Origin of the sequence: Pseudarthrobacter sp. NPDC092419 (assembly GCF_044755045.1) — a bacterium.
Classification (GTDB): domain Bacteria; phylum Actinomycetota; class Actinomycetes; order Actinomycetales; family Micrococcaceae; genus Arthrobacter.
Map to the genome: position 1 here is coordinate 24,359 of NZ_JBIVQF010000004.1, position 25,325 is coordinate 49,683.

Genomic DNA, 25,325 nt, shown 5'->3' on the forward strand with positions numbered 1-25,325 from the left:
CTCATGACCCACCCTGAGCCTGATTCCCGCCATGCCCCGGTCCTGTATCGTAACGGATCCGTTTACTCAGCTGCCGACCCCTTTGCCACGGCGATGCTGGTGGATGGGGATACCGTCGCGTGGGTGGGATCGGAGCAGGCCGCGTCCTCCATTGTGGACAGTTCCATGGACGTCATCGATCTGCAGGGAGCGCTTGTTGCTCCGGGCTTTGTCGACTCCCACGTGCACCTGACCGAGACAGGCATTGCCCTGGCGTCCCTTCAGCTCGGGACCGTGCGTTCCGCGCGTGAGTTGCTGGACGCCGTCGCGGCCGCTCCTGGAGAAGGTCCTGTCCTGGGCCACGGATGGGACGAGACCAACTGGGTCGATGCCACCCTCCCTGAGGCGGCAGAGCTGGAGCGGGCTGCCCGCGGCCGGCAGGTCTACCTTGCCCGGGTGGACGTGCATTCGGCCCTCGTGTCGGGCTCTCTCGCCAGCGCAGCGGGGCTCGCCGCGCTGGAAGGGTACGACGGCGGCGCGAGGGTATCGCGCGACGCGCACTCGGCCGCCCGGCGGGCCACGCGCAAATTGCCGGAGGAAGTGCTGCGCCGCCACCAGGAACGGGCCCTGTCCGAGGCTGCGGCCAACGGATACGTGGCGGTGGCTGAAATGGGTGCACCACACATCGGCGGCGAAGCGGACTTGCGCGTGGCGGCTGCCTGGAATGGAACACACGCGGCAGGTCCCGGAGCGTACCCGGAGGTCCTCCCGTACTGGGGCGAACTTGCCACCTCGGAAGAACACGCCAGGGAGCTGGCCGGGCAATTCGGCGGCACTGTCCACGGACTCGCCGGGGACCTGAACATCGACGGGTCCATTGGTTCGCGGACCGCAGCATTGCGGGACGGATATTCCGACGCGCCCGGGGAACGCGGGAGTCTCTACCTGACGGTGGAGGAAGCTGCGGCCCACCTGGCGGCGTGCTCGCTCGCGGGTCTCCAAGGCGGCTTCCACGTCATTGGCGACGCCGGCCTCGACGCCGCCCTGACGGCGCTGGACCTTGCCGCCGCTGAGGTGGGTGAACAACGCATCCGTGCTGCTGGCCACCGGTTTGAACACGTCGAGATGATCGATGCCGGCGCCGTGCAGAAGCTGGCCCACTATGCGGTGACGGTCAGTGCCCAGCCGGCCTTCGATGCGGTATGGGGAGGCCCGGGAGGACTCTACGGCAAAAGACTGGGGGAGCGGAGCCGCGGCATGAACCCGTTCGCCACGCTCTACTCCGCCGGCGTTCCCGTCTGCTTCGGCAGCGACAGCCCGGTGACCCCGTTGCGGCCCTGGTCCAGTGTCCGCGCCTGCCTGGAGCACCATACGGATACCGAACGGATTTCCGCCCGCGCCGCGTTTCTGGGACACACCCGTGCCGGCTGGCGGGCTGCCAGGTACCGCAACCCCATGGCCGGGCAGCTTGTCCCGGGAGCCCCGGCAAGTTTCGCCGTCTGGGAGGTTGAAGAGCTCATGGTGCAGGTGGCCGACGGCCGGGTGCAGTCTTGGAGCACTGACCCCAGGGCCCGCACTCCGCTCCTTCCTGCCCTGGATAGGGGCACGGATCCGGTGTGTCTCCAGACCGTCCGGGACGGAGCGGAATTGTTCGCCAGCCCTGTGCTCCGGGCGTGACCACGGATCATCTAACCGCCGCCCTATAATGGATAGTTGCGCCTGCCGGTCATGCCTTGACGGCCAGGCGCTCCGACCGCTCCCACCCGGAAAGGCCCTCAGTGCGCGTCCTTACCATCATCCCCACCTACAACGAGCTGGAATCACTGCCCAAGACGCTGAAGCGGCTCCGGGACGCAGTGCCGGCATCGGATGTCCTGGTGGTTGACGACAACAGCCCTGACGGTACCGGCAAGCTGGCAGACACCTTCGCAGCCGAGGACGCCCAAGTCCATGTTCTTCACCGCAAAGGCAAGGAAGGCCTCGGGGCCGCCTACATCGCAGGGTTCAAGTGGGGCCTGGACGCCGGCTACGACATTCTGGTCGAAATGGACGCCGACGGCTCCCACCAGCCGGAACAACTGCCCCAGCTCCTCGAAGCCATTGAGCAGGGCGCGGACCTGGCCATGGGCTCCCGTTGGGTGCCCGGCGGCAGCGTGGTGAACTGGCCGCTGTACCGCCAGGCCATCTCCCGCGTTGGCAGCACCTACGCACGGCTCATGCTTGGCCTGAAGATCAAGGACGTCACGGGCGGCTACCGCGCATTCCGACGCACCACGCTGGAAAAACTGAACCTGGCTGAGGTGGACTCTGTGGGCTACGGCTTCCAGGTGGACCTCGCCTGGCGTGTGGCCAAGCTGGGCCTGCGGATCGAGGAGCGGCCCATCACCTTTGTCGAGCGCGAGCTGGGTGCCTCCAAGATGAGCGGCAACATCGTTGTCGAGGCAATGATTAACGTCACCAAGTGGGGCCTGCTGGCCCGCTGGAACACCCTGACCCGCCGGAAGGCCGCCCGCCCCTAAGGGTCCGACCGCCGAAACGGATCTGAACACCGAAGGGGGCGGCCGCTGCAGTTGCAGCGGCCGCCCCCTTTTGCGCTACGGCATAAGAGGCCGGTGGTGAAGCCGGGTCCTAGGCGCTGCGCCGTTCTCCGCGGCGTTCGCGCAGGATGGTGAGGCGGTCCTCAAGGATCTGCTCGAGCTCGGGCAGGGAGCGGCGTTCCAGGAGCATGTCCCAGTGCGTCCGGACAGCCTTGTCGTTGCTGGTATCAGGACGTTCGCCGTCAACCAGGAGGGCTTCCTTGCCGGTCTTGGAAACCCACACCGGAGGAATCTCTGCCTCGGAGGAGAAGGTGACAAACACCTGCTCGCCGTCCTCGCAACGGTATTCAACGCGCTGGCGCGGAGCCGGCTCAACTCCGGACTCGGTCTCCATGCTCTGCGCACCAAGGCGCATGCCCCGCAGGCTGCGATCGCTCATGATTTCTCCCTCTGGTCGGTTCGCGGAGCGGGACTCCGCGGAAGCCGGCGGCACCGTGGCATCACCGGACTATCGTTTGCGCTTTGCTGCATCATAAGATTCAACGCATCGCCAAGCTCTCTTGTTCCGGCAGATTTGCTCAAGCCGGACAAATACCCCATTATACGGGCGCAGAGGGCTGCGCGGCAAAAACCGGAGGGTCCCTAGGAGGGTCCTCCGGCCTTGTTCGGCCCGGTTAGCCCAGGGTTACGGTGCGCCTAGGGTTCGGCCCGGTCCGCCACGGGATCCACCGGAGGAGTGCCCGCTTCATCGAACAGGCCGCCGGAGGCGTCCGGACTGGTCCCGCCCAACGCGTTCCCGATTCCCTTGAGCGCCTCGCCCACTTCGCTGGGAATGATCCAGAGTTTGTTCGCCGACCCTTCGGCCAGCTTGGGCAACGTCTGCAGGTATTGGTAGGCCAGCAACTTCTGGTCGGGGTTTCCCCGGTGGATGGCATCGAAGACCTTCTGGATGGCCTGCGCTTCACCGTCCGCCCGCAGGATGGCGGCCTTGGCGTCACCCTCGGCCGCGAGGATGGAGGCCTGGCGCTGGCCTTCGGCGGTGAGGATGGCCGACTGCTTGGTGCCTTCGGCGGTCAGGATGGCCGCCCGGCGGTCGCGCTCGGCACGCATCTGCTTTTCCATCGAGTCCTGGATGGAGTGCGGCGGGTCGATGGCCTTGAGCTCCACCCGCGAGACCCGGATGCCCCATCGGCCGGTGGCCTCGTCGAGGACACCGCGAAGCTGCCCGTTGATCTGGTCTCGGGAGGTGAGGGCCTGCTCGAGGTTCAGGCCGCCCACCACGTTTCGCAGGGTGGTTGTGGTGAGCTGTTCCACGGCCTGGATGTAGTTGGCGATTTCGTAGGTGGCCGCCCGCGCATCGGTGACCTGGAAGTAGACCACGGTGTCGATGGATACCACCAGGTTGTCCTCGGTGATCACCGGCTGGGGCGGAAAGGAGACAACCTGCTCGCGCAGGTCCAGAAGGGGGAGGAGCCGATCCACGAACGGGATGAGGATGGTCAGTCCCGGGTTCAGCGTGCGCTGGTATTTGCCCAGCCGCTCCACCACGCCCGCCCTGGCCTGCGGAATGATCCGTACCGAACGGACCAGGACAATAATCACAAAGACGATCAGGACCGCGAGGACTATGGTCAGCGCGGCACCTCCGGCGATATCCATCTATTCCCTCTTCCCCAATCAGTTGTGGCTGTAGCGGTACCGGCTGCGCCGGGGCGGTCAGGCGGCGCCCGCAGGCGGCGGTTCGACGGCGTCGGCTGACACGACTGCTGTGGCTCCCTCGATCGCGGACACGACGACGCGCTGCCCCGCCGGCAGGATTCCCGAGGCGGTGCGCGCAGTCCAGACGTCGCCCCCGATCTTGACCAGGCCGCCGTCGGACGTCACCGCTTCCATCACCACGGCGTGCTCGCCGATAAGCCGGTCGATGTTGCTGCGCTGGGTTGCCGGCCCGTTCTTTAAGTGCGCCAGGGCGACGGGCCGGACAAATCCGATCATCAGCAGTGAAACCACGCAAAAGGCGACAATCTGCAGCCAAAGGTCCGCGCCGGCGAAATCCGCGACGAGTGCAGCGAGGGCGCCGCCTCCCAGCATGATGAAAAAGAGATCCAGGGTGATCATTTCGACCACGGCAAAGGCAAGGAAGGCCGTGAGCCACAACGCCCACCAGTTTTCGCCCAACCATTCGAACACTTCGTGCCCCCTTCGCAGCACGGCAACCGCGCGCGGTGCCGCCTGTGCCTGTCTTCCCATCGTAGGCGCGGCGGGTGCACTGTGGGCAGGATCATACGGTCGGCAGCCTTACCGTGGCCAACTCGTTATCCGCAAGACCGCAGTGGGCCGACACGTGCCCGGTAAGGGCCGTCACCGAACCGCGAATACCGTTACCTGGAACCGTGCGCCCGCCTGGAGGGGTTCCGGCACGCCGGCAAGACGCGCCTCCACGCTCTCCCTGTCCAGATGGTGTCCGGCCGGACCCATGAGCGCCAGGTCGGCAGCGTCCTGGCGGGAGAGCTCCAGCGGAATATCCACGGGGGCCGCACTGTGGGTATCGAAATGTTCGGCCATGGCCTGCCCCAGTCGGTCCTCCTTGCTTTCTTCAAGCCCCAACATGCCGGTCAGGTCCGCGACAGTGTTGAGATGGCCGGGGCGCGGGGTCACCACGACGAGGCGGCCGCCGGGTCTCAGGACGCGTGCGAACTCGGCCGGGTTGCGGGGAGCGAAGACGACGGTGACGGCGTCGACTGAATCGTCGGCGAGCGGCAGCGGCCGCCACACGTCCCACACCACGTTGAGGGCTTCCGGATTCAGGCGCGCAGCGCGGCGCAGCGCGAACTTCGAAATGTCCAGGCCCAGCGCGGCGGCCGGCCTTCCCGCCGCTGCCGAAGCATCAAGTACGGCCCGCAGGTAGTGGCCGGTTCCCGTTCCTGAGTCAAGGACAGCCGGGTGCTCACCCAGGGAAGGCACGACGGCGGCTGCCACCGCCCGGGCGAGCGGCAGGTAATGCCCGCGGGACAGGAAGTTGACGCGTGCTTCCACCATCGCGGCGGAGTCCGGTTCGAAGGGAGTGCCTTTGCCCACCAGGAAGTTGAAGTAGCCCTGCCGGGCTGCGTCGAAGCTGTGGCCCGATGCGCAGGAAAGCGTTCGCGCTGCGGCTGCCCCGACGCCCGCCCGGCTGAGGGGACCGCAACACACCGGGCACAGCAGCGGCAGGGCAGCGTCAGGCATCGGGATGCGCCCCCGGGACACTGATTCCTGCAGGGGTGGCGTCGAAGCCCAGCCCTTCCTGTGCCTTGCCGGTACCGGCCTCGGCCCAGTGCGCGGCGTACTCGGCATTGGTGCTCAGGGATCGGAGTTGCGCCCGGTCAAGGTAGAGGATTCCATTGAGATGGTCCGTCTCATGCTGCACAATGCGGGCCTGCCAGCCCGAGAACTCCCGGCGCTGCGCCGCGCCGTCGGGCGCCTGGAACTCCAGCACCACCGACTCCGGACGAGCCACGACGGCCTGGAGACCGTTGAGCGAGAGGCAGCCTTCATAGAACGCCGCCGTGGTGGGCCCGGCGGGGCCGTACCGCGGATTCAGGATGGCCAGGAATTCCAGCGGGCTTCGTCGCCGCAGGGTGGCGGCCTCCGGATCGACGTCGAACTGGTCCTCGAGCACCGCAAGCTGGAGGGGAATGCCCAGCTGGGGTGCCGCAAGACCGACGCCGGGGGCCTCATGCATCACCTGCCGCATGAGACCGATTAACCGTTCCAGCCGGTCCCGTGACAACTGGCCGTCGAAGGCCGCGGCCTGCTGGCGCAGGGCCGGATGGCCCGCCTGCACAATGGGCGGCAGGGTGCCGGCGTCGAGGATCCGGTCCACCAGGTCGCTGATTTCCGCGGCGCCCAGTGGCGTCCGCGGAGGGGTATGGGTCATGGACCCAGCCTATCGGCCGGCCGGCAGTCCTGGGCCGTTATGCCGGCCCGCTGGTATCCGACTGCATCGTAAAGCGGCGGGCCACCCATCTGTTGACCGTTGGAACTGCCGCGGCGGCGCCGACGGCGGCATTGCGCGCGGTGAGCAGGGGAGCGGGCAGGGGGCGGCCCAGCAGCATGTTGATTTCGGCTTGGCGCCTGGCCACGAGTGCTGCCCGGTGCCGGGCACGCCCGTAGTCCCGCAGTTCCCCCGCCGGGTAGGGACCGGCCAGGATGCGCGGCATCAGCGGCGCCAGGGAGGCGGCATCCAGCCAGCCCAGGTTCATTCCCTGGCCGCCGATGGGGCTGATCTCGTGCGCGGCGTCCCCCAGCAGGACGGCCCGGCCGCGCACGGAGTCACGGGCAATCGCGGAGCGGACACTGAAGGCGCTCAGCATGGTGTTCGTCGCCGGAGCCGGATTGATCCCGGTCCGCTGGCGCACCAGCCTGCCCAGCTCAGTCGCATCCGCGTTGCCTGCGGGCGCCGGCAACCGCACCACCCAGCGCCGCAGATGGCCGGGCAGGGGAAAGGACTCCACGATTCCGTCCGGTTCGAGGAACAGGACCGCCCGCTCCGCGTCCAGGTCCCCGGCCGCGAAGTCTCCCATCAGGTAGTGGTCCGGGTAGTTCCGCCTGACCACGGCCGGGCCGAAATAGTCCCGCAAACCGGACCGGGCGCCGTCCGCGGCGACCAGGACCCCGGCGGTGAGTACGGCTGGGGGTGTCCTGCCCGTGGTGTAGCGGACCGTGAAGGTGACCGCGCCGCCGTCGTCCGCTACTCCTGTAACCTTCGCGCCCCGCACGATGGCCCCGGAGTCGAGGGCGAGGACCCGTTCCTCCAGGATCTCCTCTGTCCGGAACTGCGGGAGCGCCAGGATGAAGGGAAAATCCTCCGCGACGCCACCAAAGTCCATTCTGCCCACCACCCGCCCCCGGCTCATGGCCAAGCCGGAACGGATCGGGACGCCGTCCCGCACCATCGCCGAAGCGGCCCCGGCCAGGGCCAGCGCGCGCAGTGCCGGGGGATGGATCCCGATGGCCCGCGAGTGACGTTCGCGGGTGCGGCGCTGTTCATACACCCGAACGCTGAGCCCTTGCTGCAGGAGCAGGACAGCCAGGTACAGCCCGACAGGGCCGCCCCCGGCAATGGCGACATCCGGCCTCGCTTCAGGCACGGCGCACGAGCGCGTGGTGAAAGGCAGCGGTGCGGGCCACCGCCCAGCCCGGCGGCGCTGCCGCGGTGAGTTCGGCCGGTGTATAGCTCCGGCGGATGGATGTCAGCCCGTCTGCCCGGATGAACGAGTGCCTGAACGGCAGCGCCGCCACGCTGAACAGTGCGTAGGCGGCAGGACTGCGGCGAAGGTCATTGTGGAGGCAGAGGCGGGTGGCGAGGGTTTCCGTGTCCTCCAGCAGCTGGTGGAGCTGGGCCGGGCTGAGATGGTGGAGGACATGGTTGGAGACCACCAGGTCGTAGCGCCTGCCCTCAGCAACCAGGTCGGAGCTGTGCGCCTGGCGGAATTCCACGCCACTCACTGGGGGGCGTTGGACGGCAAAAGCAATGGCCCGGGGATCAGGGTCGATCCCGGTGATCCGAAGGTCGAAAGCGTCGCTTCGTGCCCATCGGCGCAGGGTGACGGCGAGGTCTCCGCCGCCGGACCCGACGTCCAGAAGCGTTGCCGTGCCGGTCGGGGCGAGGAGCGGACGCACTTCACGGACGTAGAGCCGGCGCCATCCCGACACCACGCGATTAACCACGCCGAACTGGCGGTACGTGTTTTCCAGGCGGGCGGGATCGCAGTCCGGCCGGTCCATGAGCTCTTCCGCCGCTGCCGCCCGCCGCCGCATCAGGAGTGGCATGCTCAGCCCACCGGCACTTGCGCCCGGCCGGGCTCTGACACGCCTGTTGCGACGTCCGGCTGCTGCCGCAGCTTGGTGAAAAGCCCTGTCTCCACGGTCAGTCCGGGTCCGAAGGCCATCGAGCAGATCCGTTCGCCGGCGTCTTTCTGACCGGAGTCTGTTACAGGCGGCTGCGCCAGAATGTGTTTGAGGACGAAGAGGACCGTTGCGCTGCTCATGTTGCCGTAATTGCGCAGTGTTTCCCGGGCGGGGACCAACTGGGTGTCCGTGAGCTCCAGGCGGGACTGGACTTTGTCCAGGATGCTCCGGCCACCGGGGTGGATCGCCCAGTGGGGGATGGAGGCGTAGGGGAGGGGCTCGAGTTCCGGGTCCCGCGCCAGCAGGGGCCGGAGGGCGCCGATGATGTGGTCATCGATGATATGCGGCACGTAATTACCCAGGATCATCTCGAACCCGTGGTCGCCGATGTTCCAGGCCATGGAGTCCTCTCCGACAGGCGTGAGGACTGTCTCGAAGTGGTCCAGCTGGAGCAGGGCTGATTCCCGCGTGCCGGGACGGGCGGTGATGACCGCCGCTGCGGCACCATCGGCAAAGAGTGCCGATCCCATGATGGTGTCCGGATCATTGGAGGTGCGCACGTGCAGGGAGCAGAGTTCCGCGCAGACCACCAGGACGACGGCGTTGGGGTCCGCCTCGCAGAAGTGTTTAGCCGCACGAAGGGCGGGAAAGGCCGCATAGCAGCCCATGAATCCGAGATGGTAACGCTGCACGGCGGGGTCCAGGCCAAGCTCCCTGACGATCTTGTAGTCAGGCCCGGGGTTGAAAAAGCCCGTGCAGGAGACGGTGACCAGATGAGTTATGTCAAGTAAATTGAGGTCCGGACACGCATTCACCGCAGCGCGCGCGGCCTGGACGAAGAGCCTGGTGGCCTCGCGGCCGAAGATCTCGTTGCGGACTTTGGTGCTCGGGTTCAGGAGCAGGCCCGTGGCCGCGTCGAAGAACTGTGGATCGTCAGCGCCGTGATCCATCGTCAGCTCATCGACGGCCGTATACCGGGTATCGATCGCGGCGGAATCGAAGCACGTGCTGACCAGCCTGGAGCCAAGCCGTGTCAGGCCCGGCTGTGCTGCGAACACGTCGCGGGCCTCGGACTGGATGAGCTTCGTTGGTGGAACTGCGGTTTCGAGGGCTTGCACGTAGACCGTCATCAACTCATTCTTAGCGAGGCCGGACGTTTAGACAATGGCCTGACCTGCCCGTTTGCCATCTCATGCGGCTCAGGGAACCCCTGTCCGACACCACTTGGAAAACGCCGATAATCTACATTATGTCAAGTAACGCTTTTGATATCCCCGTCGCGGCACGATGGCTTCTCTTCCCTGCACTCCTACGCGCGAGGCGCCTGGCGTGAGGCCAAAGCAGCGAAATGTGAAGCTATGCCCTGCGCCCGATGGAAGTACCAACCAGCGCCCCCACGCCGAGCCCCAGCGCGAAGCCCAGCACAGGATTGTCAAAGACAGCCAATCCCAGCGTGATCCCGACGGCCGCCCCGAGCAGGGAGCAGATCCACAGCGCCTTGTTCACAGCCCGATGCCCGCACAGCAGCCAACTCCCCTGCCCACCGGCGCTCAGCCCCTGTAGGCCTTCTGGAGTGCGTCTACGTCAAGCTTGCCCATTCCCAACATGGCATCCATGGCGCGGCGCGACCCAGCGGCATCAGGGCCACCGATCAGCCCGGGCAATCCGGTGGGCACGATCTGCCACGTCAGGCCAAACCGGTCGGTAAGCCATCCGCAGCGTCCCTCGGAACCGCCGGCAGTCAGCGCATTCCAGTACCTGTCGATGGTTTGCTGGTTCTCGCAGTCAACCACCAGTGAGACAGCCGCGGTAAAAGGTGCTCCCCTGGATCCGTTAAGTGCCATGAACCGTCGCCCTTCAATCTCGAATTCGACTGCGGCCGCGTGGCCGGAACCACCCGGCCCGCCGTCGCCAAACCGCGACACATTCACGACCCGTCCCCCGTCAAAAACAGACGTGTAAAACTCGGCTGCCTGCTCAGCCTGGTCCGTAAACCACAGGCAGGTTCCAATATTGCGCGGCATGGTGCCCCCTTCCGCCCCGAGCCTAACCCTGCCACTTGCCACACACAACGGCACGAAGACGCAGCCTGTGGACGCTAGGCTCGAAGCATGCCTTCCCTGCTTAGCCGCCGCGACCTGCGGTCCCCCTGGCCCGTAGCCGCTGTGGCACTGACTGACGCCGTGCTGATCATGCTGTTTGCCGCTGTCGGACGCGGAGCCCACGAACGTGGAGACGTAGTGGCGGGGGTGCTGCTAACCGCGTGGCCGTTCCTGGCCGGCGCGGCGATAGGCTGGCTGGCCTCCCGTGCATGGCTGCACCCGTTGAAGGTGCGATGGGCCGGCGTCGTGATTTGGCTTTGCAGCCTGGCAGGCGGCATGCTCCTGCGCGCCCTCACAGGACAAACGGTAGTGCTCCCCTTCGTGATCGTCGCGTTCCTGAGCCTGGGCGTTCTGCTGCTCGGCTATCGCTTGCTGGCAGGGCTCGTTGTGCGCTCAACCTCGCGGGGAACATTGCCCTGATGTAATAGGCTGTCAGCACCGAAAAGCTTGCCGGGCATTGCTACGGCGCAACTGATCCGAAAGGATTCACCGTGATCACCGCATTCGTTCTGATCAAGACCGACGCCGCCCGCATTCCGGAAACGGCTGAAGAGATCTCGGCCATCGAGGGAATCAGTGAGGTGTATTCGGTGACCGGTGAATGGGACCTGATCGCCGTAGCGCGGGTGGCCAGGCACGAGGACCTCGCCGACGTCATTGCAGACAAGCTTTCCAAGGTGCCCGCTGTAGTGCACACGACTACGCACATTGCTTTCCGGGCCTACTCACAACACGACCTCGACGCCGCCTTCGCCCTAGGATTCGAGCAGTAAGCCGGCCGGATCAGGGGCGGGTCAGCGCGACCCACTTATCGAGCACGGCAGCCGCCGCTCCGGAATCTATGGACTGCTGGGCGCGGACATAAGCCGTGCGCATCCGCTCCAGGAAGGTCCCTTCGGCGGCTGTGTCGAACGCCACGAGCCCGGCCGCCGCATTGAGCAGAACCGCATCGCGTACAGGGCCTTCCTGTCCTGCAAGCACGTCGCGCACCACCTGGGCGTTGGCCTCCGCATCGCCGCCACGAAGCTGTTCGACTGTCGCCAGCCTGATGCCCAGGTCTTCCGGCGAGAACCCCGCTTCAGTGACGGCACCGTCCCGGATCTCCCATACAGTGGACGGTCCAGTGGTGGTGAGCTCGTCCAGCCCGTCGTCTCCTCGGAACACCAGGCCCCTGCTCCCCCGCTGCGCCAGTACTCCTGCCACCAGGGGAGCCATCCGTGCATTGGCGACGCCGACAGCCGAGGCCTGCACCCGTGCCGGGTTCGTCAACGGGCCCAGGAAGTTAAAGGCAGTGGGGATGGCAAGTTCCCTGCGCGGCACGGCGGTGTGGCGGAATGACGGGTGGAAGACCTGCGCGAAGCAAAAGGTGATACCAGCCTCTGCGGCGTTCCTCGCCACATTCTCTATGGGCAGGTCCAGCCGCACGCCGAGTGCCTCCAGCACGTCCGCGGAACCCGAGGACGACGACGAGGCGCGGTTCCCGTGCTTGACCACTCTTGCGCCGGCCCCGGCAGCCACCAGGGCTGCCATGCTGGAGATATTCACAGTGTTGAGCTGGTCGCCCCCGGTGCCGACGATGTCCAGCTTTTCGCCTGCGATCGAGATCGGGTTGGCATGCAGCAGCATCGTCTCCACCAGGCCGGACAGTTCCTCCACCGTCTCGCCCTTGGCGCTGAGCGCCACCAGGAAGCCGGCAATCTGGGCCGGCGTCGCTTCTCCGGACATGATCCTGTCCATGGCCCAGGAGGTGTCGTCGGCCGTGAGGTCCGTGCCTTTGATCAACGCCGAGATAAGGCGGGGCCAGGAGTTGACCGGCGCCGTGGATGCCTGAGAAGTCACGTCCTGATGCTATCGATCACACCAGCGGGTGACCAATATGAACGGCCCCGGGGAACTTTTCACCGCGATTTCGCGTCTTTGTAGAAAAAGTCCTTCCAAAAGGCGGTTTGCGTTGGGCAGCACGGACTTTTACAGACATAATGTCTATGTGACATCTGCGACCCATGCCCCCAGTACCCCGGCGCACCCCACGCTGAACCGCCCCAATATGGTTTCCGTTGGAACCGTAGTGTGGCTCTCCAGCGAGTTGATGTTCTTTGCCGGTCTCTTTGCCATGTACTTCACGCTCCGCTCCACCAGTGGTGAGATGTGGGCGGATGAGACCGCCAAACTGAACTTCCCGTTTGCGCTCGCCAACACCATCGTCCTCGTGGCAAGTTCCTTCACCTGCCAGATGGGCGTCTTCGCCGCCGAGCGCCTCCAGCCGCGCCGAACCGGTGGTGTCTTCCAGTTCGGCCGCTGGGGAATGAACGAATGGTTCACCCTCACGTTCCTGATGGGCGCCTTCTTCGTCGCCGGCCAGGCCACCGAATACGCGATGCTCGTCTCCGAGCACGTATCGCTCTCCTCGAACGCCTATGGCTCCGCGTTCTACATGACCACCGGCTTCCACGGCCTGCACGTGATCGGTGGACTGGTCGCCTTCCTGCTGATTATGGGACGCTCCTTCGCAGCCAAGAAGTTCGGCCACTTCGAGGCCACCTCCGCGATCGTCACGTCGTACTACTGGCACTTCGTCGACGTGGTGTGGATCGGCCTCTTCCTGGTCATCTACGTACTCAAGTAGCCAGCTTTGATTCTTTTTCTACAAGAGGCAGAATTTCAGGTAGCGGCTCCACGAGCCGGCGCACGATCGAATAAAGGAACCACCACGTGAAGGCACTCTCACAAAAGCGGCGTCACCCACTCGCAGCCATCGCGCTGCTTCTGATGGGCCTCCTCCTCACGGGTGGGATCTACGCTGCGGCCACCTCCGTCAATGAGGCAAAGGCCTCCACGACGAGCTACAGCTCCGATGATGTCGAAGAAGGCGGCAAGCTCTTCGCCGCCAACTGCGCCACCTGCCACGGCATGGGAGCCAGCGGCACCCAGGACGGCCCTTCCCTGGTAGGCGTCGGTGCAGCATCCGTGGACTTCCAGGTCGGAACCGGCCGCATGCCGATGCAGATGAACGGCCCTCAGGCCCTTAAGAAGCCAGTCCAGTTCAACGATGAGCAGACCGAGCAGCTTTCAGCCTACGTTGCCTCTCTCGGTGCCGGCCCGGCAATCCCTGAAGAAGGACTGCTGGACGAAGGCGGAAACGCAGCCGAAGGCGGCGAGCTCTTCCGCGTCAACTGCGCGATGTGCCACAACGCGGCCGCTGCCGGTGGTGCACTGACCCGGGGCAAGTTCGCCCCGGGCCTGGCCGACGTTTCCGGAAAACACATCTACGAGGCCATGGTCACCGGTCCGCAGAATATGCCCGTCTTCAGCGACTCGAACATCTCCCCAGAGGGCAAGCGTGACATCATCACGTTCCTGAAGCAGATCGAAAGCACCGGTTCGCCCGGTGGCGCCGCCCTGGGCTCCCTGGGTCCCGTTGCCGAAGGTCTTTTTGTGTGGGTTGCCGGCCTCGGCGTCATCATCGCTTTCACGATTTGGCTAACCTCCCGGACATCCTAGGGATCCGCCCGAACGGGCAAACACTTCTGCTGGTCAACAGCAGCTTGAAATTAGAAACTAACCCGGCTACCGCCGGGACGAGAGAAGGATGAGGCGAATTATGGGCAACCATAGTGACGGCAGTCCGAACCACTCGGGCACCGTAGCTACGGCTGGTCAGAATGAGGTGGAGAAGTTCCAGGACCCTGGAATTCCCCCGCACCGTTTGCGCCTGGCTGACACGGACCCGAAGGCCGCAAAGCGGGCAGAACGGCAGGTCGCCTTACTATTTGGCATCTCTGTTGTTGGAACCCTGATCTTCCTGGTGGCGTACTTTGCCATCGACCTGGGAGGCGAAGAATCCAGCATCGGCACTATCCGGCTGCAGAACATGCTGCTTGGCCTTGGCACCGCCTTCGCGATGCTCGGCATTGGTACCGGCATCGTCCACTGGGCCAAGGCCCTGATGCCCGACCACGAAGTCTCGGAAGAGCGCCACGCGATCCGCTACGAAGAGGACCGCCAGGCTGCAGTCCGCATCGTGGACGACATTGTGGAGGAAACCGGCATCAAGCGCCGTCCGCTGATCCGCAACACCCTCCTCGGCGCTGTGGCGCTTGCACCCCTCCCCGCCGTCGCCATCTTCGGCGACCTGGGACCGCGTCCCGATGACAAGCTGGCGCACACCATGTGGGCTCCGCAGGAAGGCAAGCTTAAGCGCCTTACCCGCGACCCGGACGGTACCCCCATCAAGGCCTCGGATGTCACGATCGGGTCCGCGTTCCACGTCATTCCGGAGGGGCTCAACGAGCTCCACGAAGGCAAGCTGAACGAGAAGGCCAAGGCCGTCGTCCTGCTCATGCGCCTTGACCCCGCGTCGCTCAACCCTTCCGAGGGCCGTGAAGACTGGGGCTACAACGGTATTGTTGCGTATTCCAAGATCTGCACCCACGTGGGATGCCCTGTTGCCCTTTACGAGCAGCAGACCCACCACCTGCTGTGCCCGTGCCACCAATCCACCTTCGACCTCACTCAAGAGTGCAAGGTGATCTTCGGACCGGCGAGCCGCCCACTGCCCCAGCTGCCTATCGCAGTCGATGACGAGGGCTACCTTGTCGCTACCAGCGATTTCAAAGAACCTGTAGGACCGAGTTACTGGGAGCGTGATATGCATGAGCGCAGCATCAACAGCTGAGCCCGCTTTCGTCGCCAAAACCAAGGCAGGCCGGATTACCGACTTCGTTGACGCGCGTGTCGGCGGTTCCGGGATCCTCCGTGAATTCGGCCGCAAGGTTTTCCCCGACCACTGGTCCTTCATGTTCGGCGAAGTGGCACTTTACTCTTTCGTAGTACTGCTGCTCTCAGGCACCTTCCTGACGTTCTTCTTCGATCCCTCCATGGCGGAGACGCACTATGAGGGTTCGTACGTGCCGTTGAAGGGCGTGGAGATGTCGGTTGCCTACAGCTCCTCGTTGAACATCTCGTTCGATATCCGCGGCGGCCTCTTCATGCGCCAGGTCCACCACTGGGCCGCACTACTTTTCGTTGCCTCGATTGCCGTGCACATGCTGCGGGTGTTCTTCACCGGGGCGTTCCGCAAGCCCCGTGAAATGAACTGGGTCGTAGGTGGCGTCCTGCTGATCCTGGCCATGGCTGCCGGCTTCACCGGCTACTCCCTCCCCGATGACCTGCTCTCCGGTAACGGCCTGCGCATCATCGACGGCGTCATCAAGTCCATCCCGGTCGTCGGTACATATATCTCGTTCTTCCTCTTCGGGGGCGAGTTCCCCGGCACGGCCGTCATCGGCCGCCTGTATGTCCTGCACATTCTGCTGGTACCGGCCTTGATCCTGCTGATGATTGTCCTGCACCTCTTCATGGTGGTAGTGCACAAGCACACCCAGTACCCCGGTCCAGGCCGCAACGACAACAATGTTGTGGGCTATCCTCTGGGTCCTGTCTACGCAGCCAAAGCAGGCGGTTTCTTCTTCATCGTGTTTGGGGTCCTGGCTCTGATGGCCGGGTTCTTCACCATCAACCCGATCTGGAACTATGGCCCGTACGACCCTTCCCCTGTGTCTGCAGGCACCCAGCCCGACTGGTACATCGGATTCGTTGACGGCGCTCTCCGCCTGATGCCCGGCGTCATCGGCGACTTCTACTTCGAATACGTGATTTTCGGTTACACGCTCACCTTGAACGTGCTGCTCCCGGCCCTGGTCCCGGCCGGCATACTGTTCACTGTTATGTTCATGTACCCGTGGATCGAGAGCTGGGTAACCAAGGACACCCGGGAACACCACGTGCTGGACCGTCCCCGTAACGCTCCTACCCGTACGGCTATCGGTATGGCCGGCTTTGTCTGGTACTGCGTGATGTGGGCCGCTGCGGGCTCCGACCTTATCGCAACGCACTTCAGTGTCTCTCTGAACGACGTGACCTACTGGCTGCGGGCCCTGTTCTTCATCGGACCGGTCATCGCATTCATTGTCACCAAGCGAGTGGCCCTGGCCCTCCAGCGCAAGGACCGCGAGATCGCCCTCCACGGCCGGGAGACTGGCCGCATTGTTCGCCTGCCGCATGGTGAATTCATCGAGGTCCACGCTCCGCTGGACGAGTACAAGCGCTACAAGCTGGTTGGTTTCGAGTCGCCAACGGTGATTCCTGCCCAACCGAACGAGCACGGCGTGGTGACACGCAAGGAGAAGCGTCGCGCGTTCCTCTCCCGGTGGTTCTTCGAGGATCGTGTCGCTCCGGCCACTCCTGCTGAACTCGAGGCCGCACACGGCCACGGACATGCGGCGGTCGAGGCAGCCGACGAGTCCAAGAGTCTGAGCCACTAGGTTCCATGCCATAGACGGAAGGCCCGGTCCATAAGGACCGGGCCTTCCGTCTTTCACGTCTCCCCAGCCTGCGCCGGCATCCACGGGGGGAACGGCGCGTTTAGTGGTTTCGCGCCCTCCGCGCACCGGGCCGCTGGAGCGGAACCCACAGCTTGTAGCGGTCGGCACGGTAGTAGGACACCGAATAGTCAACCATGGCACGTGCAACAAACGCATGGCGTTGAATCTTCAACAACGGCGAGCCCACCTCCACGTTCAGGAGCCGCGCGGTGGAGGGGGAGGCGGCCGTCGCCTCGATCATGTCCTCCCCCCACTCCATCACCAGCCCGAATTGTTCACTGAGGACGTTGTAGAGAGACGTAGGGGGCTCCTGGTCCAGCAGCCCCGGCACCCGATGGGCCGGGATGAAGTTCTCATCAACGCTCATCGGCTCTCCATCGGCGAGCAGAAGCCGCCGGAAGCGAACCAGGGGCGTTCCCTCCTCAACCTGGAGTTCGCGCGCCAGAAAGGCGCTGGCGCCGATCTGCTCGAAGCTCAGGACTTTGGCAGCGGGTACCATCCCGCGGCGCTGCATCTCTTCGCTGTATGACGTCAGCTTTACCTGGAGATCAACCTTCGGCTTGCGCACGAAAGTCCCCAGCCCCACCACGCGCTCGATGACCTCCTCCCCTACCAGGGCATCAATCGCCTGCCGGACCGTCATGCGGGCCAGGCCGAAACGGTCCGCGAGATCCCGTTCGGAGGGCAGCGCCGACCCTGGGGGACATGACTCAGCGATATAGGTCCGGAGGATTTCGCGGAGCTGGACGTATATGGCGATGCCACTCTCGCGGTCGATAGTGCCTGCAATGGCCGCAGCGCTACCTGCCATGGTTGTTCTCCCTGCCGTTGGGTTGCAGCATCCATTTTATGGCAGGTCTAGACCGCTAATGCCCCGCTTTCCGCAACATGGCGGGGCGGGTGTCCGGAGCCGTAGGCGCGGCGGCTATATTGGATGGGAAATTGCATAGCGGCTTCGTGAGGAAGCCGAATCGAGGAGTACTTTTGCCATCACGCAAGGCCGTGGTCAGGGCCCTGGTCGGCCTGCATGCCAGACCAGCCGCTGAGTTTGTCCGGGCAGTCACCGCGTCCGGATTACCCGTCACTATCAGCAAGGACGGAACGGCCGCAGCCGACGCCCGGTCGCTGCTGCAGGTCATGGCGGCAGACTTTCAGCATGGGTGCGAAGTTCGTCTGGAGATCGAGTCCGAGACAGCTCGTGAGCCGCACCTCACCGAGGAAGCGGAGCGGATTCTTTCGTCGCTGGCCGCCCTCCTCGAGTCCCAGGGAAACAACGGCTGACCGCTGGTTGTACATCTCCCTGCAACACGAAAAGCGGCGCCGGGCCCCACCGCAATGGTGGGGCCCGGCGCCGTTTGGCTATATGTGGTGTCCTAGTGCGCGTGGTCTCCACGGCTGTATTCGTACACCCAGCCGACAAGGGCGACGACCGCCAGGCCAGCAGCTACGAAGACGATCCACCAACCGACAGCCAGACCCAGGAAGCCACCTGCGCAGGCCAGGCCGAGAACCAGCGGCCACCAGCTCCAGGGGCTGAAGTGCCCCTGCTCGCCGGCGCCTTCGTGGATTTCAGCGTCGCTGCGGTCCTCGGGACGGAGGCCTACCCGCTTGGCCGTGAAACCGAGGTAGGCGCCGATCATTCCGGCGAGCCCGCCGACCAGCAGGACGCCGAGGATGCCGACCCACTCGCTCCAGTCGGTCAGGAAACCATAGACGATCGAAACGGGAACGAAGAAGAATACTCCGGCTCCAAAGATCCAAGATTCGATTTTCACTGGGCAGTGTCCTTCTGGTCAGCGTTGCCCAATGCCTGTGCAACGGGAGCGGGCGACTCGACGGTGTGCACCTGGCGCAGCTCCGGGTGGTGCAGGTCCAGGGCGGGACGCTCCGAACGGATCCGGGGCAGTGACGTGAAGTTGTGGCGCGGCGGCGGGCAGGACGTTGCCCACTCCAGGGAAGCGCCGAAGCCCCACGGGTCATCCACGGTGACGCGGTCGTTGCTGCGCCAGGTGATGTAGACGTTCCAGAAGAACGGGATCAGCGAAGCGCCCAGGACAAAGGATGCAACGGTGGAGAACTGGTTCATCCAAGTGAAGTTGTCCTCGACCAAGTAGTCGGCGTAGCGGCGGGGCATGCCCTCGACGCCCAGCCAGTGCTGGATGAGGAAGGTGCCGTGGAAGCCGAGGAACAGGAGCCAGAAGTGGATCTTGCCCAGGCGCTCGTTCAGCATCTTGCCGGTCCACTTGGGCCACCAGAAGTAGAAGCCTGCGAACATGGCGAACACAACGGTACCGAACACCACATAGTGGAAGTGCGCCACCACGAAGTAGGAGTCCGAAACGTGGAAGTCCAGCGGCGGCGAAGCCAGGATGATGCCGGTCAGGCCACCGAAGAGGAAGGTGATGATGAAGCCGATGCTCCACAGCATGGGGGTCTCGAACGTCAGCGAACCCCGCCACATGGTGCCGATCCAGTTGAAGAACTTCACGCCGGTGGGCACTGCGATGAGCATGGTCATGAAGGCGAAGAACGGCAGCAGTACCGAGCCGGTCACGTACATGTGGTGGGCCCACACGGTCACCGACAGGGCGGCGATGGCAATGGTCGCGTACACCAGGCCCTTGTAACCGAAGATCGGCTTGCGGCTGAACACCGGGAAGATCTCCGAAACGATACCGAAGAACGGCAGGGCGATGATGTAGACCTCGGGGTGGCCGAAGAACCAGAACAGGTGCTGCCAGAGCACTGCGCCGCCGTTTTCCGGGTCGAAGATGTGTGCACCGAACCGGCGGTCGGCGCCGAGGGCGAACAGCGCTGCCGCCAGCGGCGGGAAGGCCATCAGGACCAGGATCGCGGTGATAAGCGTGTTCCAGGTGAAGATCGGCATCCGCCACATGGTCATGCCCGGGGCACGCATGCAGATGATCGTGGTGATGAAGTTGACGGCACCAAGGATCGTTCCGAAACCGGACAGTGCCAGGCCGAAGACCCAGAGGTCACCGCCGACGCCGGGGCTGAACGTGGTGTTGGACAGCGGCGCGTAGGCAAACCAGCCGAAGGAGGCCGCTCCCTGCGGGGTGATGAAGCCGGACACCGCAATCGTGGAGCCGAACAGGAAGAACCAGAAGGCCAAGGCGTTCAGTCGCGGGAACGCAACGTCAGGCGCACCGATCTGGAGCGGCATGATGACGTTCGCGAACCCGGCGAAGAGCGGGGTGGCGAACATCAGCAGCATGACCGTGCCGTGCATGGTGAACAGCTGGTTGTACTGTTCCTTGGTCTGCAGGATCTGCATACCCGGCTCGAAGAGTTCGGCACGGATCAGCAGCGCCATGACGCCGCCGAAGCAGAAGAACACGAAGGACGCGATCAGGTACATGTACCCGATGGTCTTGTGGTCAGTGGAGGTGATCCAGTTGACGACGATGCGTCCCTTGGATTTGGGAACCACGGGAGCAGTCAGGGCTCCGGTGGGTGCGGGTTGGGTGTATGTAGCCACGTCGCTGCCCTTACTTGATGTCGTTCACGTTCGGGTTGCGGTCGTACTCGTTGCCGATCAGGCCCGTGTTGCCGGCCGCCTTCAGTTCCTCCAGGTGGGCCTGGAATTCAGCTTCGGACACCACCTTGACGCGGAACAGCATTTCGGAGTGGTACTCACCGCAGAGTTCGGCACACTTGCCGTCGTAGGTTCCCTCTTTGGTGGGGGTGAACCGCATGTAGTTGGTCTTGCCCGGGATCATGTCGCGCTTCTGCAGGAAAGCGGGTACCCAGAAAGAGTGGATGACGTCACGGGCGTTGAGCTCGAGGTCAACCGACTTGTTAACCGGCAGATACAGCGTGGGAAGCAATTCCTTGTCGATGGTGTTGCCCGTCAGGTGCGCCTGCACGCCGGCCTCGTGGACGTCTTCTTCAATGACGTCTCCAGCCTTGTAGTTGAAGTCCCAGGCCCACTGCTTGCCGCGGACATCCACAACGACGTCCGCAGGCTGCGACCGGTCGTCAATGGCCTGCTGGTCGCGGTCGGTGAAGTAGAAGAACACCAGGACCATGAAGATGGGGATGGTCAGGTAGAAGACTTCCAGGGGCAGGTTGAAGCTGGTCTGCCGCGGGAAACCCACGGTCCCCTTGCGCCGGCGGTAGGCCACCAGGCACCAGATGATCAGGCCCCAGGTAATGACACCCACCACGAGGGCGGCAATCCATGAGTTGACCCAGAGGTCCATGATGCGGTCGGTGTTGCTGGTGGTGCCACGCTCGGTGGGCAGCCACCCCTTCTCTACCTCTGGCGAACATCCGGTCAAAACCAACGCGCCGGCAACTGCCAAGCCTGTGATCGTGGTGATCGTTTTGCGTCGGCTGCCGGTTCGGTTCTGCGAACTCACAGACGGCCCTTCCTACTTGATGCTGTTGCCCGGGCAGCCATTGGCGCTCCGGGCACACTAAAAGTTTTACTACTCGGTGTAGAGCTTACCGCTCCGCCGGGCGTTTCGCCCACATGTCGGCGCCGTGGCTCCCCGCTGTTCTCCTCGCGGGGCGTCCGGCGCCGGCATCGGGCGAAACAACCGGGCTAGTGGAAGGAATCTCCACAGGCGCAGGAGCCACCGGCGTTGGGGTTGTCGATGGTGAAGCCCTGCTTGGAGATGGTGTCCTCGAAGTCAATGCTGGCGCCGGTGAGGTACGGAACGCTCATCTTGTCTACGACAACTTCCACGCCGTCGAAGTCCCGGACGGCGTCCCCGTCCAGCAGCCTTTCGTCGAAGTAGAGCTGGTAGATCAGCCCTGAGCAGCCGCCGGGCTGCACGGCAACCCGAAGGCGCAGGTCCGTGCGGCCTTCCTGTTCGAGAAGGCTGCGTACCTTGCCTGCGGCGACGTCGGTGAGGTTAACCTCATGGACGGCTAGTTCGTCACTGGCCGCGGCGGTGGTTTCAGTGCTGTTCTCATTGGTTGCGGTGCTCATGTGGCCTACCTTCTTTGAGCGGTCCTGGCGGCACTGCCGTGGCAGTGCCTGCCCTTACGGATTCGGTATGGGCTATAGCTACATGCTACGTCGGACAGGCGTGTAGCTCTAACTCCCTGCGTAACCATGCCCGGCCCGCGCTTGTTCCCGGAGTCCCTCATTATTCAGCCGTGCCAGCATGAGCGCTTCGGCCAGGATTGCGTTGCGGAAATCGCCCAGGTGCAGGGACTCGTTGGCGCTGTGGGCCCGTGAGTCCGGGTCCTCCACTCCGGTCACGAGGATCTGCACGTCCGGATACATCTCCGTGAGGTCCGCGATGAAGGGAATCGAGCCGCCGATGCCCGTTTCCACGGCGGGCACGCCCCAGGCCTCGCCCAGCGCCCACATGGCCAGGGCCGCCGCGGATGAGGACGTGTCGGTGGAGAACGGATTACCGCTCTCGCCCGGAGTAAAGACGACTTTAGCGCCGAAGGGTGCGTTCTCTTCGACATGCCGGCGCATGGCCGCCATGGCCTCGGCGGGATCCTGCCCCGGCGCCAGGCGCAGGCTGAACTTTGCCCGGGCGCGGGGCAGCAGCGTATTCGACGCGACATCCACTGCCGGCGCATCAATGCCGATGATCGACAGCGCAGGCTTGGTCCACAGCCGGGAGGCGATGCTTCCGGTCCCGGCCAGGCGCACCCCGGCCAGGACGGACGCGTCCGCCCGGTAATCCTCCTCCGGGAGGTCCACCGCTGCCGTGTCCGCGGCCACCAGTCCGCGGACGGCCACGTTCCCGTCCTCGTCGTGCAGCGTGGCAATCAAACGCGACAGCAGCGTGGTTCCGTCCAGCACCGGGCCGCCGAACATGCCCGAGTGCACTGCATGGTCGAGGACCTGGACCTCGATGGTGCCGTCAACGAGGCCGCGCAGGCTGGTGGTCAGTGCCGGCGTGCCCACCTTCCAGTTGCTGGAATCGGCCACCACGATGACGTCCGCCCGGAGCAGTTCCCGGTTCGCTTCCAGGAAGGTCCGGAACGTGGGTGATCCTGCTTCTTCCTCGCCCTCGAAGAAGAAGGTCACGCCCAGCCCGAAGGAGTCGCCCAGGACTTCCGCCGCCGCGGCGTAGGCCGCGACGTGCGCCATGATCCCGGCCTTGTCGTCCGCCGCGCCGCGGCCGTACAGCCTCCCGTCCTTTTCGACGGCGGTGAACGGCTGGGTCTCCCACAGCGTCTCGTCGCCGGCGGGCTGGACGTCGTGGTGGGCATAGAGAAGGATGGTCGGCTTTCCGTCCCGCGCGGGACGGCGGGCGACGACGGCGGGTCCCCCGGGCGTCCCGTCCTCCTTGTCGCAGCCCAGCACGCGGACTTCGGCCAGGCCGGCGGTCCGCAGGAGTGCGGCGGTGGCCTCGGCACTGTGGTCGAGCGGGGCACGGTCGAAACTGGGCCACGCGATCCCCGGGATGGCCACGAGTTCCTTGAGCCGGGCGAGGGTGTCGTGGAAGCTGGCGTCGATTGCTGAGCGGAGATCTTCCGTCAGGCTGTTTTGGGCGGGGTTGGAAGTCATGCCGAGAACATTACCTCCGTCACATCAGGCGCGGTTCGCGCCTGCGCGCACAAGGTATTCTGTACGGGTGTTCGGACGTAAAAAGGAAGCGCCCTCGGCGCAGGAATCAGTAGACCAGCAGGCGGCAGAAGCCGCGGCGCGCCAGGGCGGAGCGACCGGAAAAGGCGCGCCGACCCCCACCCGCAAGGCCCAGGAAGCAGCCCGCAAGCGGCCATTGGTGCCCGAGGACCGCAAGGCATCCAAGGCAGCCGAACGCCAGGCGGTGCAGGAGCAGCGGCTGAAGATGCGCCAGGCCCTGGACACCGGCGACGAAAGGTTCCTGCCGCTGCGGGACAAGGGTCCGCAGAAGCGGTTTGCCCGCGACTTTGTGGACGCACGGTTCAGCCTGGGCGAGTACCTGATGTTCGGCGCGCTGGTCTTTGTGCTGGTTTCCCTCGTGGTGCCGGCCTCCAGCGACCTGATGGTCTACGTGCTGGGTGGCTTCTGGTTGATGTTCCTGGCCGTCTTCGTGGACGTGTTCATCCTGTCCCGTAAACTCCGCAGGGCCCTTGAATCAAAGTTCGGCGAGGTGGAACGCGGCACCGTCTGGTACGGTTCCATGCGGTCACTCCAGTTCCGAAAGCTGCGGCTTCCCAAACCCCAGGTCAAGCGCGGCCAGTACCCGGTCTGACCGGCGTCATTATTCCCTTGCCGTCCAAGACGGCAGAACCCCGGTGGACCAGTCCGCCGGGGTTCATTCGTTTATGCACCGGAACTCTTTACTGCACGGACCTCTTCAGGGCGTTAGCGTGCCTGGCGCCGGTTCCGGGCCAGTCCCTTGTTAATGCGGGCCGCCCAGAACGGACCCTCGTAGAGGAACGCCGTGTAGCCCTGTACCAGGGTGGCACCTGCATCCAGCCGTTCCTGCACGTCCCGGGCTGTTTCCACGCCGCCCACAGCCACCAGGGTGAGTTGGTCGCCAACGGACTGCTTGAGCCGCCGCAGCACTTCCAGGGAACGATGCTTGAGGGGCGCGCCGGAGAGGCCACCGGCACCGCAGCGCTCCACCTCGTCCGCGGGCGAGGCAAGGCCGGTGCGCGCGATGGTGGTGTTGGTAGCGATGATGCCGTCCAGCTTCAGGTCCAGCGCAAGGCGGGCAACATCGTCAATATCCTCATCGCTCAGGTCCGGCGCGATCTTGACGAGGAGCGGCACGTGCCGGCCGGCTGCGCGGTCGGCTTCCTCCCCCACTGCTAACAGCAGCGGGCGAAGCGTTTCGACGTCCTGCAGCAGCCGCAGGCCCGGGGTATTCGGAGAACTGACGTTAACCACCAAATAGTCTGCGGCCGGGGCGAGGTTGCGGGCACTGACAAGGTAATCGGCCACGGCGTCTTCGAGTTCAACAGCTTTGGTCTTGCCGATGTTCACGCCGATGACCGGCCGGACCGCAGGGTGCTTGCGCTGAAGTGCGGCGCGCGCGGCCTTAAGTCGCGGCGCTACTGCCGCGGCGCCGTCGTTGTTGAACCCCATGCGGTTGATGACGGCGCGGTCCTGGATCAGCCGGAACAGCCGGGGCTTTTCGTTGCCCGGCTGCGCCTGCCCGGTGATGGTGCCCACCTCGACATGGCCGAAGCCGAGTTCGGTGAGGGCTTCAATGCCGTGGCCTTCCTTGTCAAAGCCGGCTGCGAGGCCGAAAGGAGACGGAAATGTCAGGCCCAAAGCCGTGGTCTGCAGCGAGGCAGGCGGGGCTGTCAGTTTCTGCAGGACCTTCCCGGCACGCGTGCGGTGGGCAAGCCGGATCCCCTTGAACCCGAGGGTGTGGGCGCGCTCGGCGTCCATCCATGAAAAGGCAAGCCTGAAGAAAGTGGGGTAAACGCGCATGCCTCTAGTTTTCCGGTTTCGGAAGCCCAGACCAAACCGCGCCCTGTAACGGGCCCGGGGAACAGTCAGCCGG

Annotated in this window: 28 protein-coding genes; 10 read left to right on the top strand and 18 right to left on the bottom strand. The window is 64.8% G+C overall.

Going from position 1 to position 25,325, the window contains the following annotated elements:
* Positions 1–3 precede the first annotated feature (3 nt).
* Together ACIQC0_RS07780 and ACIQC0_RS07785 are read left to right on the top strand one after the other, a co-directional pair.
* Positions 4–1,656, top strand: a complete 1,653-nt coding sequence (locus tag ACIQC0_RS07780; RefSeq protein WP_400533976.1) for an amidohydrolase — start codon at positions 4–6, stop codon at positions 1,654–1,656.
* A 101-nt stretch (positions 1,657–1,757) separates the two neighbouring features.
* Positions 1,758–2,498, top strand: coding sequence for a polyprenol monophosphomannose synthase (locus tag ACIQC0_RS07785; RefSeq protein WP_400533979.1), 741 nt, complete (start codon positions 1,758–1,760; stop codon positions 2,496–2,498).
* 109 nt (positions 2,499–2,607) lie between these two features.
* On the opposite strand, the gene ACIQC0_RS07790 is transcribed toward ACIQC0_RS07785, so the two are convergent.
* From ACIQC0_RS07790 to ACIQC0_RS07835, 10 genes are all read right to left on the bottom strand, one after another.
* Positions 2,608–2,955, bottom strand: coding sequence for an RNA polymerase-binding protein RbpA (locus ACIQC0_RS07790; protein ID WP_013600997.1), 348 nt, complete (start codon positions 2,953–2,955; stop codon positions 2,608–2,610).
* Positions 2,956–3,212: 257 nt separating this feature from the next.
* On the bottom strand, positions 3,213–4,175 hold the full coding sequence (locus tag ACIQC0_RS07795) for an SPFH domain-containing protein (protein ID WP_377215882.1): 963 nt from the start codon (positions 4,173–4,175) through the stop codon (positions 3,213–3,215).
* A gap of 57 nt (positions 4,176–4,232) precedes the next feature.
* Positions 4,233–4,706, bottom strand: a complete 474-nt coding sequence (locus tag ACIQC0_RS07800; RefSeq protein ID WP_400533982.1) for an NfeD family protein — start codon at positions 4,704–4,706, stop codon at positions 4,233–4,235.
* A 171-nt stretch (positions 4,707–4,877) separates the two neighbouring features.
* The gene (locus ACIQC0_RS07805; RefSeq protein WP_400533985.1) at positions 4,878–5,741 is read right to left on the bottom strand and encodes a methyltransferase domain-containing protein; all 864 of its coding nucleotides are present in this window, start codon (positions 5,739–5,741) and stop codon (positions 4,878–4,880) included.
* A complete protein-coding gene (locus tag ACIQC0_RS07810; RefSeq protein WP_400533988.1) occupies positions 5,734–6,432 on the bottom strand; it encodes a peptide deformylase in 699 nt (232 codons plus the stop codon). The genes ACIQC0_RS07805 and ACIQC0_RS07810 overlap by 8 nt, the downstream gene beginning before the upstream one ends.
* A gap of 37 nt (positions 6,433–6,469) precedes the next feature.
* Positions 6,470–7,672: an FAD-dependent oxidoreductase gene (locus ACIQC0_RS07815; RefSeq protein ID WP_400534508.1), complete on the bottom strand. Its 1,203-nt coding sequence runs from the start codon at positions 7,670–7,672 to the stop codon at positions 6,470–6,472.
* Positions 7,638–8,327, bottom strand: coding sequence for a class I SAM-dependent methyltransferase (locus ACIQC0_RS07820; RefSeq protein WP_377215886.1), 690 nt, complete (start codon positions 8,325–8,327; stop codon positions 7,638–7,640). Before ACIQC0_RS07820 ends, ACIQC0_RS07815 begins: the two co-directional genes overlap by 35 nt.
* A gap of 2 nt (positions 8,328–8,329) precedes the next feature.
* Positions 8,330–9,535 (bottom strand): type III polyketide synthase, encoded by a 1,206-nt coding sequence (locus tag ACIQC0_RS07825; RefSeq protein ID WP_377215887.1) that lies wholly within the window; start codon positions 9,533–9,535, stop codon positions 8,330–8,332.
* A gap of 226 nt (positions 9,536–9,761) precedes the next feature.
* Complete coding sequence (locus tag ACIQC0_RS07830) at positions 9,762–9,911, bottom strand: hypothetical protein (RefSeq protein WP_377215888.1); 150 nt, start codon at positions 9,909–9,911, stop codon at positions 9,762–9,764.
* Positions 9,912–9,955: 44 nt separating this feature from the next.
* Positions 9,956–10,429 carry a VOC family protein gene (locus ACIQC0_RS07835; RefSeq protein ID WP_377215889.1) on the bottom strand — a complete coding sequence of 158 codons (474 nt, stop codon included), beginning with the start codon at positions 10,427–10,429 and terminating at the stop codon, positions 9,956–9,958.
* A gap of 87 nt (positions 10,430–10,516) precedes the next feature.
* Here ACIQC0_RS07835 and ACIQC0_RS07840 point away from each other — a divergent pair, with 87 nt between their 5' ends.
* A complete protein-coding gene (locus ACIQC0_RS07840; protein WP_377215890.1) occupies positions 10,517–10,927 on the top strand; it encodes a DUF3054 domain-containing protein in 411 nt (136 codons plus the stop codon).
* Between the two features lie 71 nt (positions 10,928–10,998).
* Positions 10,999–11,280, top strand: a complete 282-nt coding sequence (locus tag ACIQC0_RS07845) for an Lrp/AsnC family transcriptional regulator (protein WP_377215891.1) — start codon at positions 10,999–11,001, stop codon at positions 11,278–11,280.
* A gap of 10 nt (positions 11,281–11,290) precedes the next feature.
* Here the strand turns inward: ACIQC0_RS07845 and trpD are convergent, their stop codons facing one another.
* A complete protein-coding gene (gene trpD, locus ACIQC0_RS07850; RefSeq protein WP_400533994.1) occupies positions 11,291–12,346 on the bottom strand; it encodes an anthranilate phosphoribosyltransferase in 1,056 nt (351 codons plus the stop codon).
* A 112-nt stretch (positions 12,347–12,458) separates the two neighbouring features.
* Here trpD and ACIQC0_RS07855 point away from each other — a divergent pair, with 112 nt between their 5' ends.
* From ACIQC0_RS07855 to ACIQC0_RS07870, 4 genes are all read left to right on the top strand, one after another.
* Positions 12,459–13,133 (top strand): heme-copper oxidase subunit III, encoded by a 675-nt coding sequence (locus ACIQC0_RS07855; protein WP_377215893.1) that lies wholly within the window; start codon positions 12,459–12,461, stop codon positions 13,131–13,133.
* Between the two features lie 86 nt (positions 13,134–13,219).
* Positions 13,220–14,008 carry a c-type cytochrome gene (locus ACIQC0_RS07860; RefSeq protein ID WP_377215894.1) on the top strand — a complete coding sequence of 263 codons (789 nt, stop codon included), beginning with the start codon at positions 13,220–13,222 and terminating at the stop codon, positions 14,006–14,008.
* A 100-nt stretch (positions 14,009–14,108) separates the two neighbouring features.
* A complete protein-coding gene (locus ACIQC0_RS07865) occupies positions 14,109–15,182 on the top strand; it encodes a Rieske 2Fe-2S domain-containing protein (RefSeq protein WP_377215895.1) in 1,074 nt (357 codons plus the stop codon).
* On the top strand, positions 15,160–16,830 hold the full coding sequence (locus tag ACIQC0_RS07870; protein WP_400533999.1) for a cytochrome bc complex cytochrome b subunit: 1,671 nt from the start codon (positions 15,160–15,162) through the stop codon (positions 16,828–16,830). Before ACIQC0_RS07865 ends, ACIQC0_RS07870 begins: the two co-directional genes overlap by 23 nt.
* 100 nt (positions 16,831–16,930) lie before the next feature.
* Here the strand turns inward: ACIQC0_RS07870 and ACIQC0_RS07875 are convergent, their stop codons facing one another.
* Positions 16,931–17,701 (bottom strand): GntR family transcriptional regulator, encoded by a 771-nt coding sequence (locus ACIQC0_RS07875; RefSeq protein ID WP_377215897.1) that lies wholly within the window; start codon positions 17,699–17,701, stop codon positions 16,931–16,933.
* A gap of 173 nt (positions 17,702–17,874) precedes the next feature.
* Between ACIQC0_RS07875 and ACIQC0_RS07880 the strand changes: the two genes are divergently transcribed.
* The gene (locus tag ACIQC0_RS07880) at positions 17,875–18,171 is read left to right on the top strand and encodes an HPr family phosphocarrier protein (protein ID WP_377215898.1); all 297 of its coding nucleotides are present in this window, start codon (positions 17,875–17,877) and stop codon (positions 18,169–18,171) included.
* A 92-nt stretch (positions 18,172–18,263) separates the two neighbouring features.
* Here ACIQC0_RS07880 and ACIQC0_RS07885 read toward each other — a convergent pair whose 3' ends face one another.
* The 5 genes from ACIQC0_RS07885 to ACIQC0_RS07905 form a co-directional block, all read right to left on the bottom strand.
* Positions 18,264–18,665: a cytochrome c oxidase subunit 4 gene (locus ACIQC0_RS07885; RefSeq protein ID WP_377216181.1), complete on the bottom strand. Its 402-nt coding sequence runs from the start codon at positions 18,663–18,665 to the stop codon at positions 18,264–18,266.
* The gene (gene ctaD / locus ACIQC0_RS07890) at positions 18,662–20,389 is read right to left on the bottom strand and encodes a cytochrome c oxidase subunit I (RefSeq protein ID WP_400534003.1); all 1,728 of its coding nucleotides are present in this window, start codon (positions 20,387–20,389) and stop codon (positions 18,662–18,664) included. Before ctaD ends, ACIQC0_RS07885 begins: the two co-directional genes overlap by 4 nt.
* A gap of 10 nt (positions 20,390–20,399) precedes the next feature.
* Positions 20,400–21,272: a cytochrome c oxidase subunit II gene (coxB, locus tag ACIQC0_RS07895; protein ID WP_377216179.1), complete on the bottom strand. Its 873-nt coding sequence runs from the start codon at positions 21,270–21,272 to the stop codon at positions 20,400–20,402.
* 185 nt (positions 21,273–21,457) lie between these two features.
* Positions 21,458–21,847 (bottom strand): HesB/IscA family protein, encoded by a 390-nt coding sequence (locus ACIQC0_RS07900; RefSeq protein WP_377216178.1) that lies wholly within the window; start codon positions 21,845–21,847, stop codon positions 21,458–21,460.
* Positions 21,848–21,955: 108 nt separating this feature from the next.
* Positions 21,956–23,392: a dipeptidase gene (locus tag ACIQC0_RS07905; RefSeq protein ID WP_400534007.1), complete on the bottom strand. Its 1,437-nt coding sequence runs from the start codon at positions 23,390–23,392 to the stop codon at positions 21,956–21,958.
* A gap of 67 nt (positions 23,393–23,459) precedes the next feature.
* On the opposite strand from ACIQC0_RS07905, the gene ACIQC0_RS07910 reads away from it, so the two are divergent.
* Positions 23,460–24,062, top strand: a complete 603-nt coding sequence (locus ACIQC0_RS07910) for a DUF3043 domain-containing protein (RefSeq protein WP_400534010.1) — start codon at positions 23,460–23,462, stop codon at positions 24,060–24,062.
* Positions 24,063–24,175: 113 nt separating this feature from the next.
* Here the strand turns inward: ACIQC0_RS07910 and ACIQC0_RS07915 are convergent, their stop codons facing one another.
* Positions 24,176–25,252 carry a quinone-dependent dihydroorotate dehydrogenase gene (locus ACIQC0_RS07915; RefSeq protein WP_400534013.1) on the bottom strand — a complete coding sequence of 359 codons (1,077 nt, stop codon included), beginning with the start codon at positions 25,250–25,252 and terminating at the stop codon, positions 24,176–24,178.
* Positions 25,253–25,325: the final 73 nt, after the last annotated feature.

Bases quoted from the DNA above. Each gene is read 5' to 3' on its own strand.
- ACIQC0_RS07790 (WP_013600997.1), bottom strand. From the start codon at position 2,955: ATGAGCGATCGCAGCCTGCGGGGCATGCGCCTTGGTGCGCAGAGCATG.
- ACIQC0_RS07820 (WP_377215886.1), bottom strand. From the start codon at position 8,327: ATGCCACTCCTGATGCGGCGGCGGGCGGCAGCGGCGGAAGAGCTCATG.
- ACIQC0_RS07865 (WP_377215895.1), top strand. From the start codon at position 14,109: ATGGGCAACCATAGTGACGGCAGTCCGAACCACTCGGGCACCGTAGCT.
- ACIQC0_RS07875 (WP_377215897.1), bottom strand. From the start codon at position 17,701: ATGGCAGGTAGCGCTGCGGCCATTGCAGGCACTATCGACCGCGAGAGT.
- ACIQC0_RS07835 (WP_377215889.1), bottom strand. From the start codon at position 10,429: ATGCCGCGCAATATTGGAACCTGCCTGTGGTTTACGGACCAGGCTGAG.
- ACIQC0_RS07840 (WP_377215890.1), top strand. From the start codon at position 10,517: ATGCCTTCCCTGCTTAGCCGCCGCGACCTGCGGTCCCCCTGGCCCGTA.
- ACIQC0_RS07905 (WP_400534007.1), bottom strand. From the start codon at position 23,392: ATGACTTCCAACCCCGCCCAAAACAGCCTGACGGAAGATCTCCGCTCA.
- ACIQC0_RS07780 (WP_400533976.1), top strand. From the start codon at position 4: ATGACCCACCCTGAGCCTGATTCCCGCCATGCCCCGGTCCTGTATCGT.
- ACIQC0_RS07810 (WP_400533988.1), bottom strand. From the start codon at position 6,432: ATGACCCATACCCCTCCGCGGACGCCACTGGGCGCCGCGGAAATCAGC.
- ACIQC0_RS07915 (WP_400534013.1), bottom strand. From the start codon at position 25,252: ATGCGCGTTTACCCCACTTTCTTCAGGCTTGCCTTTTCATGGATGGAC.
- ACIQC0_RS07900 (WP_377216178.1), bottom strand. From the start codon at position 21,847: ATGAGCACCGCAACCAATGAGAACAGCACTGAAACCACCGCCGCGGCC.
- ACIQC0_RS07825 (WP_377215887.1), bottom strand. From the start codon at position 9,535: ATGACGGTCTACGTGCAAGCCCTCGAAACCGCAGTTCCACCAACGAAG.
- ACIQC0_RS07870 (WP_400533999.1), top strand. From the start codon at position 15,160: ATGAGCGCAGCATCAACAGCTGAGCCCGCTTTCGTCGCCAAAACCAAG.
- ACIQC0_RS07795 (WP_377215882.1), bottom strand. From the start codon at position 4,175: ATGGATATCGCCGGAGGTGCCGCGCTGACCATAGTCCTCGCGGTCCTG.
- ACIQC0_RS07805 (WP_400533985.1), bottom strand. From the start codon at position 5,741: ATGCCTGACGCTGCCCTGCCGCTGCTGTGCCCGGTGTGTTGCGGTCCC.